Annotated in this window: 17 protein-coding genes; all 17 read left to right on the top strand. The window is 47.6% G+C overall.

Annotated features, from left to right (window positions below):
- The first annotated feature begins 36 nt into the window (after window positions 1-36).
- The 17 genes from N5C46_RS12350 to N5C46_RS12270 all read left to right on the top strand — a co-directional run bounded on the left by N5C46_RS12350 (window position 37) and on the right by N5C46_RS12270 (window position 17,296).
- The gene (locus tag N5C46_RS12350) at window positions 37-258 is read left to right on the top strand and encodes a hypothetical protein (protein WP_261748913.1); all 222 of its coding nucleotides are present in this window, start codon (window positions 37-39) and stop codon (window positions 256-258) included.
- A gap of 152 nt (window positions 259-410) precedes the next feature.
- Complete coding sequence (gene paaX, locus N5C46_RS12345) at window positions 411-1,286, top strand: phenylacetic acid degradation operon negative regulatory protein PaaX (protein ID WP_261748912.1); 876 nt, start codon at window positions 411-413, stop codon at window positions 1,284-1,286.
- Window positions 1,287-1,411: 125 nt separating this feature from the next.
- A complete protein-coding gene (locus N5C46_RS12340; protein ID WP_261748911.1) occupies window positions 1,412-2,368 on the top strand; it encodes an NAD(P)H-dependent flavin oxidoreductase in 957 nt (318 codons plus the stop codon).
- A gap of 352 nt (window positions 2,369-2,720) precedes the next feature.
- Window positions 2,721-3,692: an ABC transporter substrate-binding protein gene (locus N5C46_RS12335; RefSeq protein ID WP_261752349.1), complete on the top strand. Its 972-nt coding sequence runs from the start codon at window positions 2,721-2,723 to the stop codon at window positions 3,690-3,692.
- A 16-nt stretch (window positions 3,693-3,708) separates the two neighbouring features.
- Complete coding sequence (locus tag N5C46_RS12330) at window positions 3,709-4,737, top strand: ABC transporter permease (RefSeq protein ID WP_261748910.1); 1,029 nt, start codon at window positions 3,709-3,711, stop codon at window positions 4,735-4,737.
- Complete coding sequence (locus N5C46_RS12325) at window positions 4,712-5,506, top strand: ABC transporter ATP-binding protein (protein WP_261748909.1); 795 nt, start codon at window positions 4,712-4,714, stop codon at window positions 5,504-5,506. Before N5C46_RS12330 ends, N5C46_RS12325 begins: the two co-directional genes overlap by 26 nt.
- A gap of 216 nt (window positions 5,507-5,722) precedes the next feature.
- The gene (locus N5C46_RS12320; RefSeq protein WP_261748908.1) at window positions 5,723-6,118 is read left to right on the top strand and encodes a thioesterase family protein; all 396 of its coding nucleotides are present in this window, start codon (window positions 5,723-5,725) and stop codon (window positions 6,116-6,118) included.
- A gap of 101 nt (window positions 6,119-6,219) precedes the next feature.
- On the top strand, window positions 6,220-7,326 hold the full coding sequence (locus N5C46_RS12315; RefSeq protein WP_261752348.1) for a Leu/Phe/Val dehydrogenase: 1,107 nt from the start codon (window positions 6,220-6,222) through the stop codon (window positions 7,324-7,326).
- Between the two features lie 62 nt (window positions 7,327-7,388).
- Complete coding sequence (pdhA, locus tag N5C46_RS12310) at window positions 7,389-8,453, top strand: pyruvate dehydrogenase (acetyl-transferring) E1 component subunit alpha (protein WP_261748907.1); 1,065 nt, start codon at window positions 7,389-7,391, stop codon at window positions 8,451-8,453.
- Between the two features lies 1 nt (window position 8,454).
- Window positions 8,455-9,450, top strand: a complete 996-nt coding sequence (locus tag N5C46_RS12305) for an alpha-ketoacid dehydrogenase subunit beta (protein ID WP_272501206.1) — start codon at window positions 8,455-8,457, stop codon at window positions 9,448-9,450.
- Between the two features lie 15 nt (window positions 9,451-9,465).
- On the top strand, window positions 9,466-10,644 hold the full coding sequence (locus N5C46_RS12300) for a dihydrolipoamide acetyltransferase family protein (protein WP_261748906.1): 1,179 nt from the start codon (window positions 9,466-9,468) through the stop codon (window positions 10,642-10,644).
- Window positions 10,645-12,072 (top strand): dihydrolipoyl dehydrogenase, encoded by a 1,428-nt coding sequence (lpdA, locus tag N5C46_RS12295; RefSeq protein ID WP_261748905.1) that lies wholly within the window; start codon window positions 10,645-10,647, stop codon window positions 12,070-12,072.
- Between the two features lie 120 nt (window positions 12,073-12,192).
- The gene (gene hppD / locus N5C46_RS12290; protein ID WP_061810017.1) at window positions 12,193-13,308 is read left to right on the top strand and encodes a 4-hydroxyphenylpyruvate dioxygenase; all 1,116 of its coding nucleotides are present in this window, start codon (window positions 12,193-12,195) and stop codon (window positions 13,306-13,308) included.
- A 182-nt stretch (window positions 13,309-13,490) separates the two neighbouring features.
- Complete coding sequence (gene hisC, locus N5C46_RS12285) at window positions 13,491-14,600, top strand: histidinol-phosphate transaminase (RefSeq protein ID WP_261748904.1); 1,110 nt, start codon at window positions 13,491-13,493, stop codon at window positions 14,598-14,600.
- A 1-nt stretch (window position 14,601) separates the two neighbouring features.
- The gene (locus tag N5C46_RS12280) at window positions 14,602-15,213 is read left to right on the top strand and encodes a flavin reductase family protein (protein ID WP_034761025.1); all 612 of its coding nucleotides are present in this window, start codon (window positions 14,602-14,604) and stop codon (window positions 15,211-15,213) included.
- 6 nt (window positions 15,214-15,219) lie between these two features.
- Entirely contained in the window at window positions 15,220-16,185 is a 966-nt protein-coding gene (locus tag N5C46_RS12275) for a fumarylacetoacetate hydrolase family protein (RefSeq protein ID WP_261748903.1), read from the top strand.
- Complete coding sequence (locus N5C46_RS12270) at window positions 16,151-17,296, top strand: homogentisate 1,2-dioxygenase (RefSeq protein WP_261748902.1); 1,146 nt, start codon at window positions 16,151-16,153, stop codon at window positions 17,294-17,296. Before N5C46_RS12275 ends, N5C46_RS12270 begins: the two co-directional genes overlap by 35 nt.
- Window positions 17,297-17,406: the final 110 nt, after the last annotated feature.

Below are 17,406 nucleotides of genomic sequence, written 5' to 3'. Positions count from 1 at the left end.
TTCCTTTTTAGAAAGGATAGACGTGAGGTGATAAAGATGGAATTTGAAATCATGACAGTCGAAAGCGAAATTCCTTGTCTCGTCGTCGCAGATGAAGATAACGGCAGATTTATGATCAGGAAGGCGGACACGAGCGGGGAAGTGTTCAACAGTCAGGAGGAGCTTGTAAAGTGGATCGAGGCAAACTGGTCCAGGGAAAAGGTCGTAAACACGTATGACTTTGTGAAGATGCTGGAGATGTTGAGGGTGTATCATTGAGGGGCAGGCTCTTTGGGGGAGCCTGATTTTTTAATTTAAAATATGTATCCAAGAATATTCATTTATCTTCCTGGATTTTTTATGCTATTATATTTACTAAACGTAAAATTAACGTCATAAATGAATGCGATAGGATAAAAGGAGAGGCAGCGATGAATACAAGATCAATGATCTTTACACTATACGGAGACTATATCCGCCACTACGGAAATAAAATATGGATTGGCAGCTTGATTCGCCTGCTGAACGAATTTGGTCATAATGATCAGGCCGTCCGTGCCGCGATTTCCCGGATGAACAAGCAGGGATGGGTCCAAGCAGAGAAGCAGGGGAACAAAAGCTATTACTCCCTGACTGAACGCGGTGAAATACGCATGGAAGAGGCGGCAAACAGGATATTTAAACTAAAGCCTGAGCAATGGGATGGTAAGTGGAGGATCCTCATGTATTCCATTCCTGAAGAAATCAGGAGTATCCGTGATGAGCTGAGAAAAGAACTGGTTTGGAGCGGATTTGGAACGCTGTCGACGAGTACGTGGATTTCTCCCAACAATCTGGAGAAGCAGGTGCAATCCCTTATCGATAAGTACGATATTAAAGAGTACGTGGATTTCTTCATCGCAGAACATAAAGGTCCAAATGACAATCAACGGTTAATCGAAAAGAGCTGGGACCTGAACGAGATCAATGACCGTTACCAGGAATTCATTTCCCGGTACAGCCAACAATACATGATTGATAAGAGTAAAATCAGTAAAGGGCAAATGAGCGACGCCGAATGCTTCGTGGAAAGAACGAAGCTCGTCCATGAATACCGGAAATTCCTCTTCGTCGATCCTGGCCTGCCGGAGGAACTACTGCCTGAAAAATGGCTCGGAGCCCACGCAGCCACTCTGTTCGGAGAGTACTACAAAGAACTCGCAGAACCGGCATCCCGATTCTTTGAAAGTGTGTTTGAAGACGGAAACGAACTGAAGAACAAAGATGTGAGCTATAACGTGATGACACATCCGTTATTACTTGACTGAAAAAACCACCTGCCGTTTTGAATCGGCAGGTGGTTTTTTAGAGGGACGGACCTCTTGAATTTGACGAATGCTCTTGTCGAACAACACCAAAAAGTATAACATAAATTTAACGAAGGGGGATTATGATGAATAACCTATCGAACGTCTTACATATAAAATATCCTATCATTCAAGGTGGCATGGGGAACATCAGCAATGCCCCGTTGACGGCGGCAATCTCTGAAGCAGGAGCACTTGGCACGATCGGAGTCGGGACCATGGGCGTGGAGGAAGTGGAAGGGATCATTGTTGAAACGAAAAAGAGAACCAGTAAGCCTTTTGCCCTGAACATTCCGATTTCCATCACACCGCATCTGAAGGAGATGGTTCGCTTAGTGGTGACACACAGCATACCGGTCGTTTCCTTATCAGCGGGAAATCCATCCCCGCTCATTCCCTATTTCCATGAGCACAATGTAAAGGTGATCTGTGTCGTCGCTTCGAAAAAACAGGGAAAGAAAGCGGAAGAGGCAGGGGCGGATGTGATCGTCGCGGAAGGATATGAAGCCGCCGGGATCAACTCCAATCTGGAAACGACCACTCTGGCCCTTATTCCTCAGCTCGTGGATACGGTAAAAATTCCGGTAGTGGCAGCAGGTGGGATCGGTGATGGACGGGGACTTGCTTCCATGCTTGCCCTTGGTGCAAGCGGAGTGCAAATGGGAACACGGTTCATCGCGACCATGGAAGCTCCTTTTCATGAAAACTATAAATCTACCCTGGTGGATGCAAAGGACGATAGCACGGTCATCGTGGGCCGTTCTGTCGGCAGGGTGAGACGTGTGATGAAGACACCTTATGCAGATGGGTTGCTTCAAAAAGAGCGGGAGGGGGTCGCTCCTGATGAGTTCAACCACATGACATCCGAGGATCATCACCGGATTGGGGCACTTGAAGGGAAACTGGATCAGGGCTTCATCAACGGCGGGCAGGTGTCCGGTCTTGTAGGGGATATTCCAACGGTAGAGGTGCTGCTGGAAAGAATGATGAGCGATGCAAACAGGATTTTTAAAGAGCTTTCCAGTTACGGAATGCGCTCTTAGTAAGATGGAGGTTTTTTAAGCGCTGCTCCTTATAGGGAGGGCGCTTTTTTTGGTAGGGTTCACAAAGTGGCACAGATTCCATCCTCATGTCAGAAAGCTATTGCACAAAAATTTTCCGTAACTTCCTCTAGATATTCCCCCCAAGACCGACTATACTAGTATTAATTTTTAAATTTTCCGAATATTATTGACTATTTTGTGACTGGAGTGATAATATAACGTTGTATTTACGTTCGTTCATATTTTTATCATACATGGATTTGCTAGTCTAGTAGACTACTGATCATATATCAGGAAGAGAAAAAGGGGGATTTCTGTGAAGAAGAAGAGTTTATTACTTGTTGTGATCTCTATGTTATTTGGAATGCTGATTCTATCAGGATGTGGTAGTGATAAGAGTTCCGGCGGTGGAGATGGTGAGAAGCAATATGTCATCGGGGTAACCCAGATTGTGGAACATCCATCACTGGATGCGGCATTTGAAGGTTTTAAGAAAGCATTGGATGAAAACGGTTTCAAAGAAGGCGAAAACGTTAAGTATGATGTTCAAATCGCTCAAGGAGACCAAAGTAACTCACAAAGCATTGCGAAGAACTTTGTCGGGGACGGTGTAGACCTCATCTTTGCAAACTCTACCCCAAGTGCCCAAACTGCCCTGAATGCAACGAAAGACATTCCAATCGTATTCACCTCTGTCACGGATCCTGTCGGTGCTGAACTGGTCAAGTCATTTGACGAGCCAGGTGAGAATATAACAGGTACGACAGATACTCACCCAGAAGCGATTTCAAAGACACTCCACTTTATTACAGATGAAATGAAAGCGAAGAAGATCGGGGTTGTGTATAATTCCGGAGAACAAAATGCTGTCGTGCAGGTAGCTGAAGTGAATAAGCTTGCGAAAGAAGCCGGTGTTGAAGTGGTTGAGGCCACTGTTTCAACGTCTGCAGATGTCAAACAGGCGACTGAATCCATGGTAGGGAGGGTCGATGCCCTTTACATCCCGAAAGATAACACAGTCGTTTCAGCTCTTGAATCGGTCATCACGGTAGCGAATGAAAAGGATATTCCTCTATTCGTCGGGGAACTCGATTCATTGAAAAAAGGAGCCATTGCAGCGAGTGGATTCAACTATGAAGATCTTGGTTACCAAACCGGGTTGATGGCGGTGAAGATTTTAAAAGGAGAGAAAAAGCCTTCTGAACTCCCTGTACAGGCTCCGGAAAATTTCGAGTTGATGTTCAATAAAGCGGCAGCTGAAGAACAAGGTGTGGAAGTACAGGAAGCCTGGTCAGATCTTGGGAAGTTTATTGAAGAAAAATAGAAAGGGATGATGATTCGTGCCAACAGCAATATTCGCATCCTTTGAATCTGGAATCATTTACGCTATTATGGCCCTCGGAGTCTATCTGTCCTTTCGGATATTGGATTTTCCTGATTTAACAGTCGATGGCAGCTTCGTAACAGGGGCCGCTGTCGCTGCAACCATGATCGTCAGTGGCGTAAACCCCGTCATCGCAACGATTACGGCGATAGTGATCGGATTTGTAGCAGGATGTATAACAGGTTTACTTCATACGTTTGGTAAAATCAATGCCTTATTATCAGGGATCTTGATGATGATCGCCCTATATTCCATCAACCTCCGGATCATGGGAAGATCGAATGTACCCCTGCTCAGTCAGGATACCGCGTTTACAGGGATAGAAGGATTCTGGTCCCCTCTTGGAATCGATGCCGCCCTTAATAAAGTATGGACAGGCATCGGACTTGGAGAACCTGTTCCGGGAACGTGGAGCATCCTATTTATCATGACGATCATCACGCTTGTGATCAAATTTTTGACAGATGCATTTTTGAAAACGGAAATCGGGTTGGCGCTGAGAGCGACAGGGGATAATCAACGGATGATCCGCAGCTTCTCTGCCAATACGAATCTGATGATCATACTAGGATTAGGGATCTCGAATGGAATGGTGGCGCTATCCGGTGCCCTGATCGCCCAGTACAGCCGTTTTGCCGACGTGGGAATGGGGATCGGGATGATCATCATCGGGCTTGCCTCTGTCATCATCGGGGAAGCATTATTCGGAACGAAGACGATTGCCCGTACAACCTTAGCTGTTATCGGCGGGGCGATCATCTATCGATTGGTCGTTTCCATGGCTCTTCGCGTAGATTTCCTTGAAACAGGAGATATGAAACTGATCACGGCGACCATCGTCATTCTGGCCCTTGTCATGCCTAAGGTGATGGATCGTTATAAGGATAAGAAACGAAAGGCGCAGCGGATGGCGGAACGGGTAAACCAAACGCCGATTTCAGAGAGAAAGGGTGATGGCGGTGTTACAATTAAATCGAATTCATAAAGTATTCAATGAAGGGACACCCGATGAAAAAATCGCCCTTGATGATATTCAGCTCTCTCTGAATCCAGGTGATTTCGTCACGGTCATCGGGAGTAATGGAGCCGGGAAATCGACACTGATGAATATCGTCTCAGGGGTGTTGATTCCTGATATCGGAAATGTGTTGATCGATGACCACGAGGTATCGAAGGTTTCTGAGTATAAACGTTCAAAGCTGATCGGGCGCGTATTTCAGGATCCCATGGCAGGGACGGCACCATCCATGACCATAGAAGAGAACCTGGCCATGGCGTATTCACGCAACCGGACGAGGACCTTCAGGATGGGGGTCACGAAGAAACGGAAAGTGTTCTTTAAAGAAGTACTTGAAACCCTTCATCTCGGACTTGAAAACCGCCTGAATGCCAAGGTAGGGTTATTGTCGGGTGGAGAACGGCAGGCCCTTTCCCTCTTGATGGCAACATTCACAGAGCCATCGATCCTGCTGCTGGATGAACATACGGCTGCCCTTGATCCGGCCCGGGCGGATCTGATTACGAACCTGACAAAGGAAATTGTGGAGAAGTACAAGCTCACTACATTGATGGTCACCCATAACATGCAGCAGGCCCTGGATCTCGGGAACCGTTTGATCATGATGGATAAGGGACAGATCATCCTTGAAGTGAATGAAGAACAGAAGAAGCATCTCACCGTCGAAGGACTGCTTCACGAATTCCAGAGGATTCGAGGCAGTCAACTGGCAAGTGACCGTGCCCTTCTATCATAGAACGTTAAAAAGAATAAACAACCTTCTGTAAAAAGCAACGGGACTTTGATTCCGTTGCTTTTTTGCGTTAATAGAATCACTTTGCATAACTTATATTAATATAATATTTTAAATATTATAACAATTCATTGACTATTTATAAAACAAAATGTTATTATATCGTTGAATTAACGTTATATAAAAATATATGATTCGTTGGTTTAAAGGGGGAAAGCAATGAAGTCTGGATTAGCAGTAGGACATACCGCCGTCATTACGACTGAAGTCACCCCCGGCATGTATGCCCAGTTTGAAGGAAACGTGGTTCATCCCGTGTATTCAACGGTGTCGATGGTATATCACATGGAATGGGCATCCAGGAAAATCATTCTACCCTATTTGGAAGATGACGAAGAAGGAATGGGGGCAGAGGTGAACGCCCGGCATGTGGCTCCGGCGAAAACAGGTTCCCTTCTTGAAATTAGAGCGAACGTTATTGAACATGAACGAAACGTCATCGTAACGGAAGTGACTGTCAGAGATAGAAAGAGTGACAGACTCATCGGAAAAGGTGAAGTGAAGCAAGTGGTATTACCGAAAGAGATAATCAAAGAAAGAATACAAGATAGCTAGAATCATTTATGAAGCGGGTAGTAAAAGGAGGAAGCAAAGTGTCTAAAGTATCGACTGAATTGAAAGCGGTTACAAACAGAGAGCTTGTAGGGGGAAATGATATGGATATGTTCCAGAAAATACAGAACCATGAGCAGGTCGTGTTTTGCAACGATGAAGAAACAGGGCTTAAAGCCATCATCGCCATACATAATACCACCCTCGGTCCAGCTCTTGGCGGATGCCGCATGAGACCTTATTCATCAGTAGATGAAGCGCTTGAGGATGTGCTGCGCTTATCCAAAGGCATGACGTATAAATGTGCAGCGGCCGACGTCGACTTCGGTGGAGGGAAGGCGGTCATTATCGGTGATCCGGAAAAAGATAAACATCCGGAGTTGTTCCGTGCCTTCGGTCAATTCGTTGAATCCCTTAACGGACGATTTTATACAGGGACGGATATGGGGACCACGCCTGAAGATTTCGTTTATGCCTTGAAAGAGACAAATTGTATCGTCGGCGTCAATGAAGAGTACGGCGGGAGCGGTGACTCATCCATCCCGACAGCGATGGGCGTGATTTATGGGTTGCAGGCGACAAATCAAAATGTCTGGGGCTCAAAAGACCTTCATGGAAAAAGCTACGCCATTCAGGGGCTCGGGAAAGTCGGGTTTAAAGTAGCCGAGCGACTGCTGGAAGAGGGAGCAGATCTATATGTAACGGATATCAGTCAGAAATCCATCGATCTATTGGTTGCGAAAGCGAAGAACATGGGTGCGGCCATCAAAGTCGTATCGGGAGAAGAAATTTATTCTGTCGATGCGGATGTCTTCGTTCCGTGTGCGATCGGGGGAGTCATCAACGATCACACGGTGGATCAGTTGAAAGTAAAGGCGGTCGTGGGTTCTGCCAATAATCAGCTATTAGATCTTTCCCATGGGTTGAGGCTTCACGAAAAAGGGATCCTGTACGCACCTGACTACATCGTCAATGCCGGCGGGCTGATCCAGGTGGCGGACGAATTATATGAGCCGAACAAAGAACGGGTCCTCCAAAAGACGAGTGCCATCTACAACAGCCTTCAAAACATTTATCTGCAGTCAGAAAATGAGCACATGACCACGGTGGAAGCGGCCAACCGTTTCTGCGAAGACCGGATCCACGCACGCACGAGAAGAAACAGCTTCTTCTCCCATGCGAAGCGTCCGAAGTGGTCGGTGAGAACGTAAATCCAGGCAGTTTCATGATTATCCCTAATCTCCAACAATATTGCACCACACGAGGTGATGAAATGATCGAGGAATTTCAACTGGTCCAAGTGATGGACCAACAAGGACAACTGGTTCAAAGCGAGTATGAAAAAGATATTTCAGAAGTATTGGCCCGTACGTTTTACCGGCATCTCATCAGGATCCGCACTTTCGATCGTAAAGCCGTCAGCCTCCAGCGCCAGGGGCGGATCGGAACGTATGCACCATATGAAGGCCAGGAGGCATCCCAGGTGGGGAGCGCACTTGCCCTGCAGGAAAAAGACTGGTTATTTCCATCCTACCGCGATCATGGCGCAACCATGACATTCGGACATTCGCTCCTTCACATCCTTCTTTTCTGGAAAGGGAGGAATGAAGGTTGTGTGCCTCCTGAAGGGAAGAACATCTTTACTCCAGGCATCCCGATTGCGACCCAGCTTCCACATGCGGTAGGCGCGGCTTTCGCCGAGAAGAGAAAAGGAACCCGGAATGCGGCGATTGTCTATTTCGGAGACGGCGCCACTTCTGAGGGGGATTTTCATGAAGGATTGAATCTGGCAAGCGTATGGGGGGCTCCGGTCGTCTTCTTCAATCAAAATAATCAATATGCCATATCTGTCCCCATGCACAAGCAAATGAAGACGAAGACCATTGCCCAGAAAGCACTGGCCTACGATATCCCAAGCGTCCGCATCGACGGCAATGATATTTTTGCCGTTTATTTTGAAACATTGAAAGCACTGGAGCGTGCAAGGAACGGGGACGGACCTACCTTGATCGAATCGGTGACATGGAGATACGGTGCCCATACGACAGCCGATGATCCGACGAAGTACCGTAACCAAGAGGAAAGCGAGTCCAGGCGTAAAGATAATGACCCCGTCGACCGTTTAACCAAATACATGAGGCTAAGGGGCTGGCTTGACGAGGAATGGACGGCTTCTGTCCAAAAGGAATGTGCGAAGGAAGTGGACCTTGCCGTCGACGAACTGGAAGCATATACAGCCGCGGATCCGAGTTTGATCTTCGACTATGTGTTTGCCACCCCGACTTGGACGATCCAGGAACAAAAAGAAAAGCTCCTTGAGCAATTGAGAGGTGAATAGAATGAGCACCTTAACGAAAATGAAGACATTGACGATGGTTCAGGCCATCACGGATGCGATGAGAGTGATGCTAAAGGAAAACGAGGATGTCCTGTTGATGGGTGAGGATATCGGGGCGAACGGGGGAGTGTTCCGGGCGACTGACGGCCTGCAACAGGAATTCGGCGAAGACCGGGTGCTTGATACACCCTTAAGTGAAGCCGGCTTTATCGGTGCCGCCATCGGGATGGGATTGAATGGATTCCGCCCGGTGACGGAGGTACAGTTTTTAGGATTCATCTACCCGGCATATGAGCAGATCATGACCCATGCTTCCAGATTACGTGCACGGACACTCGGCCATTTCACCTGCCCATTGGTCATCAGGGCTCCTTATGGGGCAGGGGTCCGGGCACCTGAAATCCATTCCGATAGCACAGAGGCACTTTTCACTCATATGCCGGGAATCAAGGTTGTCTGTCCGGCCACACCGTATGATGCAAAAGGTCTTCTGATCGCGGCGATTGAAGACCCCGATCCTGTCCTCTTCCTTGAGCCCATGAGATGCTACCGGTCTTCCAAAGAGGAAGTGCCGGAAGAGAAGTACACCGTGGAAATCGGGAAGGGCAAGGTAGTAGCAGAGGGTGAGGATGTCACGATCATTGCTTGGGGTGCGATGGTGAAGGTAGCCGAGGACGCAGCGAAGGAAGCGGCGGATAAAGGCATCTCCTGTGAGGTGCTTGACCTCAGAACCCTCTATCCCCTTGATAAGGATCTGATCTCGAACTCTGTCCAGAAGACGGGGAGGACCGTCATCGTCCACGAAGCCCATGCAACGGGTGGGGTTGGAAATGATGTGCTTGCGATCATCAATGACACATCCTTTTTATATCAAAAAGCGCCTACAGAACGCGTAACAGGATTCGATACGCCTGTTCCGTATTTCGGGTTTGAAGATTTCTATTTGCCTGACAGTAAACGAGTGCTTGCTGCAGTGGAGAGAGTGGCACGCTATTAGACAAGGAGGGAGTCCATGGAAGTTAAGCTTCATGATATCGGGGAAGGGATGACCGAAGCTAATATCAATCACTTTCTTGTGAAGGTGGGGGATGTGGTGAGAGCGGATCAACCACTTGTAGAGGTACAAACAGATAAAATGACGGCGGAGATCCCGGCACCGTTTTCAGGTGTGATCAAGGAATTCACCGTAAGTGAAGGGGAGACCATTCCCGTTGGATCGACGGTATTGTTGATGGAAAAGGAAAGCAGGGATGAAAGCCGCCGTACCGTTCCCCAAACGATTCAGTTCACGAAGAAGAAGAGGATCCTTGCTTCCCCGTATACGAGAAAAATCGCAAGGGAAAATGGAGTCAATATAGAAGAAGTGGTCGGTTCAGGGGCCGGGGGCAGAATCGTCGATGAAGATGTTCTCCTCTATATGAAAGGCGAAGTAGGGACACCTCCAAAACCTGAAGTGGAAACTGTGCCTGCTGTTCAGGTAAGTCCAGCAGAAACCGCGCCGAAGACCATCCCTTTCAGGGGCAGGCGAAAACAAATTGCTTCCAAGATGGCTCAATCACTCAGAACCATCCCTCACTGCACCCATTTTGAAGAAATCGACGTGACGAATCTATTAATCTGGAAAGAGACAATGAAAAGAAGTGGTCAGTCCATTTCCATGGGTGCTTATTTTATCAAAGCTCTTTCTGTCTGTTTAAAAGAGTTCCCAATTTTCAATGCCCGCCTCAATGAAGAAAAAGAATGCATCGAGCTTCAGCCACACCATAATATCGGTGTCGCAGTCGACACGGATGATGGTCTGATCGTTCCTGTCATCAAAGGGGTGGAAGGAATGACAATGGTCGAAATTCAAGCTGAAATGAAGGCCCTCACCGTCAAGGCTCAGGAAGGCAAGCTTACGATGAAAGAGATCAAAGGAGGTACCTTCACGGTCAGTAATGTCGGCCCGCTGGACGGCTCGATCGGGGCCACCCCGATCATAAATGAACCGGAAGTAGCCCTCATCGCTTTTCATAAAACGAAGAAGCGTCCGATGGTGAACGAACACGATGACATTGTCGTCCGCTCCATGATGAATGTCTCCATGTCCTTTGATCACAGAGTGGTGGATGGCGGGACGGCCGTGACATTTACAAATCGTTTGAGAGATTTGATCGAAGAGCCTCAATCCATGCTTTTGGAGTTGATATAAATGGTAGTAGGGGAAATTACAGAAGAAAAAGATGTCATTATCATCGGAGGAGGTCCCGGAGGCTATCACGCAGCCATCAGAGCAGCCTGCCTTGGCAGACAGGTCACCCTGATCGAACGGGAGGACCTGGGGGGCACCTGCTTGAATAAAGGCTGCATCCCGTCAAAGGTATTCACTCATTTTGCCCAGGAATTCAAAAAGACGAAGCATCTGAAGGAGATGGGGATGGAGTTCGGGGAAGTGGAAGCAAACCTTGCGACTCTTCAACACTATAAAAATAAAAAAATCACCCAGCTCCGGACCGGTGTGGAATCCCTCTGTAAAGCAAACAAGGTTGAAATCATTAAAGGGACGGCTTCATTCCTGTCCGAATCCCGTATCGGAGTCGAAAACGGACATGAATTCAGTCTTCTGAATTTTAAAGAGGCGATTGTCGCAACAGGTGGAGACTTTCACTATCCGGATGAAATCATCTTCAATGATGATACGGTCCTGAAGGAAAGACAGGTGTTCGAGCTGGAAGACATCCCCAGGGAACTGATCATGTATGGGGCAGATTATATTTCACTGGAGATTGCCTCCGTTTTCTGCACATTGGGTAGTCGGGTCACGTTAATCCTGAGGGAAGAATTAGCATTGGATCCCTCCCTTTCCAAAGAATTGTCCAGGCAGTTAAAAAAGCAGAAAATCAGTGTCATCAAAGATTGCGTACTGAAAAAGGCCAGTGAGAGGGAAGGACATGTCCTTGCAGAGCTCAAAAACGAAGAGGGAGAAACGGTCTCCATCGAAGGTTCTCACTTTGTTGTGAGCGGCCAAGTAAAACCGAATCTATCAGATCTCGGTCTCGACCGCCTTCGTATCGAAACAACCGGGCGGGGATATATCCAGACAGATCGGGAGGGACGGACCTCCATTCCCCATATTTGGGCGATCGGGGATGTGACGGAAGGTCCGTCCCTCGCCGTGAAGGCGATCAAGCAGGGGAAGGCAGCTGCAGAGGCAATGGCGGGACTTCCGGTAGAGGTGGATCTGCGGTTCGTGCCTACGGTGGTGCAGATGAGTCCCCCGATTGCGTACGCAGGCCTTACAGAAGAGGAAGCGAAGAGTGAAGGGTATTCGGTCACGGTGAGTGAGAACCCTGTCAGGGGAAATGGGTACGCCCAGCTCACAGAGGAGAAGGACGGATTCGTCAAAGTCGTGTCTGACAGTGAAACGGATGTGATCCTTGGTGTCCATATGATGGGAATGGGGGCGGTCGAGCTGATCACGGCAGGTGTAATGGGACTCGAAATGGCAGCGAGGGATGAGGACTTTCGCTTTCCGCTCTATCCCCACCCCAGCATGAATGAGACCATGCTCGAAGCGGTCGAAGGGTTAAAGGGGGACGCCGTCCATATGCCTCCCAGAAAAAAGGAACCAGTGAGATGAAAAGAGGGACGGACTTCATCACAGAGAAGCGTTTAAGCTTTACTAGCCATTCTTGAGAAGTTATACAAAACGATTTAATATAATATTCAGAATATACTTACGTTTAATGGAGGGGTTAATATGCAAGAGAACGTGGCAAAAAAACAGGTTAAGGCAGAAGAGGTCTTCCCGGTAAGAGATGTCGATTATTTAGAATATTATACAGGCAATGCCAAGCAGGCAGCCCACTTCTTCTGTACAGCATTCGGATTTAAGACCGTTGCCTATTCAGGGCTCGAAACGGGCAATCGGGACACGGTATCCTATGTACTGCAACAAAACAAGGTGAGATTGCTCATTACAGGAAGTCTGCATGAAGGAAGCCGGGTATCCCAATTCGTGAAGAAACACGGAGATGGCATCAAAGACATCGCACTTGTCGTGGATGATATTGAAAAGGCTTACAGTGGAGCGGTGGAACGTGGTGCCATTGAAATCATGCCCCCTTCCACACTGGAAGATGATAACGGAACAGTGAAGAAAGCCGTGATTGGTACATACGGGGACACGATCCATACACTTGTGGAACGTAAAGATTACAAAGGGATTTTCATGCCTGGATTTGAAAAATATGATACCGCGCTTAAAAATGAAGATGCCGGCATCATCGCTGTCGACCACGTCGTCGGAAACGTGGAGCGCATGGAAGAGTGGGTGGAATACTACGAAAAAGTGATGGGCTTCAAGGAAATGCGTCATTTCACGAATGAGGACATCACAACAGAATATTCTGCCCTGATGTCCAAGGTCATGCATAACGGGGGCCGCATCAAATTCCCGATCAATGAACCTGCTGAAGGGAAACGCAAATCACAAATCCAGGAATATCTTGAGTTCTACGGTGGTCCGGGAGTGCAGCATATTGCCATCCTGACAGAGGATATTGTGAAGACAGTCGGGATCCTGAAAGAAAATGGAGTAGAGTTCTTAAGCACTCCTGATTCCTATTACGAAATGCTCTCAGAGCGTGTAGGTGAAATTGATGAAGAGATTTCGCAGATCAAAGAGTTGAATATTTTAGTAGACAGGGATGACGAAGGATATCTGCTTCAAATTTTCACGAAGCCGATCGTGGATCGTCCGACACTATTCATCGAAGTGATCCAGCGTAAAGGGGCGAGGGGATTCGGCGAAGGAAACTTCAAAGCATTATTCGAATCCATCGAACGCGAACAGGAACGCAGAGGGAACCTATAAAAAAATAGATAGATAGAATATATATAACGGGGGTCAAAGGACCGGTCAGGGGGTTAACTCATGAAGAGATTAGCTGCTTCTACGCTTAATATCGTACCGATTGCAGGTACATATTTGAACGGGGAGATAAGCTAACACATGAGTCAACCCCCTTCATCCATGAGGAAGGCGAGGGTATATGTATGGCATTGAAGTTCAAAACAAGGGAAGCGGTCACACATATCGCTCCATATGTGCTAGGGAAGACGCTTCTGGACTTAAAGAAGGAGCATGGACTCAGCTCCATCAGAAAGTTATCAGAAAATGAAAATATATATGGCTGCTCCCCGAAAGTGAAAGAGTGGTTTAAAGAAAACGGAAGCGACCTGTTTTTATATCCCGACGGGGCTGCGGTGGATCTGAGTCAAAAAGTTTCAGCGTTCTTGGGCGTTCCGAAAGAACAACTCGTATTCGGGAACGGATCGGATGAAGTGATCCGGCTGTTGACGAGGGCCTATTTGAGCAGCGGAGACGAGGCGATCATGGCCGACGTGACGTTTCCAAGGTATCAGACCAATGTGTTGTTAGAGGGAGGCACACCCGTCATTGTCCCTCTCGTAGCCGGTACCCATGATTTACAGGGCATGCATGACCACATCACTCCAAGAACAAAATTGATCTTTGTCTGCAACCCCAATAATCCAACGGGGACCATCGTTGGTAAAAGGGAACTCCTGCAGTTTATCGAAAGTGTCCCATCACACGTTCTCGTGGTGGTGGATGAAGCCTATATGGAGTACGTGACAACCGATGATTATTTAGAAACCCTGCCGCTTCTTACGGCATTCGAAAACCTGATCGTCCTCAGGACATTTTCAAAAATTTATGGCCTTGCCGGGTTAAGGGTCGGGTTCGGAGTCATGAATGAGGAAATTGCTGAACAGCTCCGTAAAGTGAAGGATGTCTTCAATGTGAATACCGTTGCCCAGAAATCGGCGATCATTGCCCTGGAAGATCAGGCGTTTATAAGGGAATGCACCCATAAGAACGAACAGGGTCGTCATTACTTGGAGGGGGAATTCGACCGGATGGGCTTATCCTATTTCCCTTCTCAATCCAACTTTATCATGGTGGACACAGGCTTGAATGGGGACGTGGTGTCCCATGAACTCGTAAAAGAGGGTCTCGTCGTTCGTTCAGGAACTCTACTGGGATACCCGGACACGGTCAGGGTCACGGTTGGAACAGAAGAGGATAATAAACGATTTGTTGCAGCGCTGGAATCCATTTTGAATAACAAAGGGGTGAAGTGAAATGGACATCAAACCCCAGACCCTTGAGTGGCAGTCAGCGTATAAATTGATGATCGGCTCGATTCTGCCAAGACCGATTGCCTTTGTTTCATCCATTGATGAAAAAGGGAATGCGAACCTCGCTCCATACAGCTTCTTTACGGCGATTTCTGCAGAGCCTATGCTCGTCTGCTTCTCTCCTATGAGAAGAGGGAAAGATGGCAGCAAAAAGGATACTCTTCGAAATATCGAGAAAACGAAGGAATTTGTCATCAACATCGTCAGTGAAGAGTTTGTGGAGGAGATGAATAACTGTGCCATCGAATTTGATTCCGACGTGGATGAATTTGAACAGGTCGGACTGACGAAGAAAGAGTCCATCACTGTAAAGCCTCCTGGAGTGACGGAAAGCAAGGTTCAGTTGGAATGCGTGCTTCATGAGGTCCTTCACTTCGGCGATCATCCCGGTGCAGGAAGCCTTGTCATCGGGAAGGTGGAGTGTGTCAGGATCAATGATGAACTCTACTATGACGGGAAAATAGATTCAGAGAAACTCAAACCGGTGGGAAGGCTTGCCGGCCAGATGTACACCAAACCATTATCCGATTCATTTGAATTGATTCGAAAAAGGTGATGACACGTGAAGTTGGTTAGTTTTTTAATAGATGGAGAAGTAAAGGCGGGGATGGTTCAGGATGAACTTGTCGTGGATATCCATGCTGTGAGCGGAGGCTCACTTCCTAAAGATATGATATCCATCATCAATCTTGGTGACGAAGGACTGAAACGGATGAAGGAGCTGGGTGCTTTTTCAGAGGGAGAAGAGGGAGTGTATCCATTACGGGACGTCACACTGAAGGCACCGATTCCAAGACCTGTGAGCATCCGGGATTTCTATGCCTTCGAAGAGCATGTGAAAACGGCCCGTAAACGGAGGGGGCTCGACGTGGTGCCGGAATGGTATGACATTCCCGTGTTTTATTTCACCAATCACTTAGCTGTAAAAGGTCCAGGCGATCCCATCGCGAAACCTGCCGGCTGTGAGTGGCTCGATTACGAGCTGGAAATCGCCTGCGTCATCGGAAAAGAAGGCAGGAACATTTCCCCAGGAAGCGCGCAAGACTTCATTTACGGCTATATGATCATGAATGACTGGAGTGCAAGGGACATCCAGAAGCATGAAATGAAAGTCGGGCTCGGTCCTGCGAAAGGAAAGGATTTTGCCACGTCATTCGGACCTTATTTAGTGACGAAGGATGAGATGGATACGTATCGAAACGGGGAACGTCTTGATCTGCCCATGACGGCAAAAGTGAATGGGAAGCACTTATCCGAGGGGAATTATCAGGATATTCATTATACATTTGAAGACATGATCGAGCGCGCATCGAAAGACGTCACCCTGTATCCCGGTGAGGTGATCGGATCCGGTACGGTCGGCAGCGGCTGCATTTTAGAGCTTGGTCCCGAGAAGCATCCGTGGTTGAAGCCCGGGGACGTAGTGGAATTAGAGATTAAGGGATTAGGAGTATTAAGGAATACGATTGTAGAGAGAAGAAAGGGGGAAGACCATGTACTATCGTCAATTGGGGAACATACCTCATAAACGTCACACCATGTTTAAAAAGGAAGACGGAACGCTTTACAGGGAGCAGGTCATGGGAACGAAGGGATTTTCGGGAACCCAATCGATCCTGTATCATCATCACTTGCCCACGGCTGTGGCGAAAACAAAGTTTTTAGGCAGTTATATGCCGGAATTTGAGGAAGAGGGTGCTCTGCGTCATCGACATTTCTTTACAGACAAAGTCGAGAAGAAAGGCTGTGCCTTAAAGAGCCGTGAGTATTTACTTGGTAACTCCGATTTATTGATTGGAACCGCCTATGTCACGGAAGAGATGACAAGCTTTTACCGGAATGGTGACGGTGATGAAATGCTTTATATCCATTTTGGTAAAGGAAAGGTAGAGACGATGTTCGGAACGATCACGTATGGAAAAGGTGATTATGTGGTGATTCCGATCGGAACCATCTACCGGGTCGTTCCTGAAGAAGAGACGAAGATGCTGATCGTCGAGTCCTTCAGCCAGATCACCACTCCTCGTCGCTATCGTAACGAGTACGGGCAGCTGCTGGAACACAGTCCGTTTTGTGAGCGTGATCTGCGGGGACCTGAGAAGCTTGAAACGAAGAATGAAAAGGGAGAGTTTGAAGTGATCACCAAATCCAGGGGTGCGCTTCATTCCCATGTCTTGGATCATCATCCACTGGACGTCGTCGGATGGGATGGATATTTATATCCATGGGTATTCAACATAGAGGATTTCGAGCCGATCACCGGCCGTGTCCATCAGCCGCCGCCTGTCCACCAGACGTTTGAAGGTCATAACTTCGTCGTATGTTCATTCGTGCCGCGATTATATGATTATCATCCTGAATCGATCCCGGCTCCCTATAACCACAGCAATGTGAACAGTGATGAACTGCTGTATTATGTGGAAGGGAATTTCATGAGCAGGAAGGGGATCAAGGAAGGGTCGATCACCCTCCATCCGAGTGGAATTCCACACGGGCCTCATCCAGGAACAACGGAAGCCAGTATCGGAAAAAAAGAAACCTTGGAGCTCGCTGTCATGATCGATACCTTCAAACCGTTGAAAATCGTCAAAGAAGCAAACGATGTCGAAGATCAGAATTATATGTTTACATGGGTATAAAAGAATCAATCCAGGGGACCGGCTCTGGATTGATTCTTTTTTTGTGCAATGGAAAAAGCATGTCGCTTGTAAGGTGGTGAAAAGGATGCACCAGACCCAAATCCGACTGG

Origin of the sequence: Rossellomorea vietnamensis (assembly GCF_025398035.1) — a bacterium.
Classification (GTDB): domain Bacteria; phylum Bacillota; class Bacilli; order Bacillales; family Bacillaceae_B; genus Rossellomorea; species Rossellomorea vietnamensis_B.
This window is presented reverse-complemented; position numbering and strand designations above follow the sequence as displayed.